Genomic DNA, 2,696 nt, shown 5'->3' on the forward strand with positions numbered 1-2,696 from the left:
CCGTCACCCGCATTTATGATATGTACACAACCTTCGTTTCCTCCGGTATTATTAGGCTCACCTGAACGGAAATAGTCTTCCGTACTGGAATTGTTGGCCCATAGAATTTTGGAAGTTTCCCCTGTAATCCAGGTAAATTCGGTAGGGTTACCCGAAAAATTTACTTTATTATAACCAATCCAGACAGAGCTTGTTACATTGTATCCTGTAGTGGGTTTTAAGATATTGGTTTCAAACCACGTCCATTCTGCCAGGGTAGTAAAAGTAGGCAAATATCCTCCCTTGCTTTTAGCAGCATTAAATGCCTCTTCCCAGGCCGGTGTACTTTTATCTCCCGTGTAAGCACAATACCAGTGGTTATTTCCCCCAGAGGCCATTGTCCATTGCTTACATCCCAAACCTGTAAAATTGATTCCCCCATTCGAAAAGTTAGCTGCAGAATGAACTCCTGTAGCATCATAACCTAAGTATGTTTTTAAAGTACCGTTTGTTGTGATATTGATAATTTCACCTTTCTTGGACGGATACCACCTCCCGGAATACCAAAAATAATACCCCGGAGCTAAAGCCGTCGCTTCTGTTCCTGCCAAAGTAGTTAAATTATACACTAAAATGCCGTTTGCCGGAGTAGGTATTGTTGCATTATCCGTCCTGCTTGTCAACGCAATTCTAGGTCCCAAAAAACCTCGGTTTTGTGAAACAATATCCAATGCTGTGGATGGATTGGGGTTGGCAGTTCCTATTCCTACCTGAGAGTACAGTGAAGAAATACCACAAAATAATATGATAAGGCTAAATATTTTCATTTTTTTTTACTGATTAAATTCAACAATAATACTGCTAACGTTTGCTCCTGAAAGTGCCGTACCATTACAAGCACCACTATACCATTCTCTGTTGGCATTATAAGAAGATCCGGCTATCATATTGCACTGACCGTTTGCCGCAGCCACAGGATTATTGGTTGCAAAGAAAGACTGAACCGAAGCATTATTTCCCCAATTACTTCTCCATGTTTCGTTGGTAATCCACCTGTATCTTTCGCTGTTTCCCGGAGTTTTTACAGAAGTGTATCCAATCCACGCCGGAGTATTCAAAGCATTTGTAGAATTATTTAAAATATTTGTTTTTACAAAATCCCATTCCGGAGCAGCTGTAATGGTTACGATATATCCGTTGAGACTTTTCAGCGCATTGAAAACTGTTCCGAAGTCTTTTCCACTGTTATCAGACATTTTATACCCACAATATACATGTCCGTTCCCTCCTGCATTCAGTTCCCATTTTACACAAGTGGCTTTCGTAGCCGTAGAACTTCCTACCGTAATTGTCGTTGGCGCATTTGCCCCGATACCCGTGGGAGAATATCCTAATATATTCGGATCAACATTCTGGATAATCGTAAATTTATTTTCAACACCCCCTATTTTTTCCCAATGCGGAGTACCTATGGCAGACCAGTAGTAATAGCCCTGCTCAAGCGTCTCGCTGATTCTCGTGTTATAAACCAGCAATCCCGGTTTTGGAGTCTGCACAATAGGATTATAATCCGTTAAAGAATTCAATGAAACAGTCGGCATCCCTACCCCTTTATTTGCATTCATCTTTCCTACCTGATAGTAAGCCGATGCTTCCTGTTCAGCATTCGGAACACCTACAAAAATCTGAGCATTCGACATCGAAAACACCACACTTCCGATAAGGGCAAGACCCATCAATATCTTTTTCATTCTTTTAGTTATTAAATTCTACAATCAAGAAATTCAGTGGACTTCCACTTAATGTAGTTGAACTGCAGGTATCATTATACCAGCCTCTTGTCGCATTAGAAGACGGGGAAATCCTTACACATCCGGAGGTTCCGTTAGGAACACCGGTAGGATAGTTGGTCTGAAGAGTAGATGAATTTGACCAGTTAATATCAGATTTTTCTCCTGTAATCCATGTATATTCAGGACTGTTGCCGGGATACTGAATCGTATTGTAGCCAATCCATACGTTGTTGTTGGAATTACCCGCTCCTGTTAACACACTGGTCTTAATAAAGTTCCACTCATTCTGAGAGGTAATTACCGTAATATATCCGTTTAAAAATTTACCCATATTAAACGCAGAGTTCCAATCTACAGAAGCACTTAAATTATAAGAGCAGTAGGTATGTTTAGGAGCTCCGGAATAGGTGTCTGTAAATGAATAGCACCCCTGTTTAGTCGCATTCACTCCGTTGTAACTGAAGGCAGCGGGCGATTGTACCGCCACACCGTAAGGGTTATATCCTAAAACAGAAGCATACATCTTAGGGGTATTGGTATTGACCGTTGAACTCGAATTATTATAAAACGGCTTCCACAAAGAGGCGGTAATGTCCCAATAGTAATACCCGGGAGTAAGAGAAGCATTCGATGTGATGTTATAGATAAGAAGTCCTTCTTTAGGGCTGCCAATAGTGGTTGTGTCTGTAGTACCCGTCAGTGCGACGCGGGGAGCCAGAAATCCTTTTGGAGCATTGGACATATCAAACTGTGCACTTAAATCAGGCATCGGAGTATTGATACCAACCTGGGCTGAGAGAGAACCCATAAAAATGCAGGATAAAAATAATTTGAGGAAGTTTGTCATTATATCTTTTTTACTGAATATCAGCCGCTGTACTATATTTTGTGATCTGCATTTGAATAAGAAAGAAGTACTTTATT

The 2,696-nt window shown here is 40.8% G+C and carries 3 protein-coding genes; all 3 read right to left on the reverse strand.

Annotation, left to right across the window (positions count from 1 at the left end):
- On the reverse strand, positions 1–806 hold an 806-nt coding region (locus BUA89_RS22595; RefSeq protein ID WP_143152429.1), incomplete at its 3' end, for a C-type lectin domain-containing protein.
- A 6-nt stretch (positions 807–812) separates the two neighbouring features.
- Entirely contained in the window at positions 813–1,730 is a 918-nt protein-coding gene (locus BUA89_RS22600; RefSeq protein ID WP_072964274.1) for a lectin-like protein, read from the reverse strand.
- 4 nt (positions 1,731–1,734) lie between these two features.
- Positions 1,735–2,619: a C-type lectin domain-containing protein gene (locus BUA89_RS22605; RefSeq protein WP_083531768.1), complete on the reverse strand. Its 885-nt coding sequence runs from the start codon at positions 2,617–2,619 to the stop codon at positions 1,735–1,737.
- Positions 2,620–2,696 lie beyond the last annotated feature (77 nt).

Origin of the sequence: Chryseobacterium arachidis (assembly GCF_900129245.1) — a bacterium.
Lineage (GTDB): Bacteria > Bacteroidota > Bacteroidia > Flavobacteriales > Weeksellaceae > Chryseobacterium > Chryseobacterium arachidis.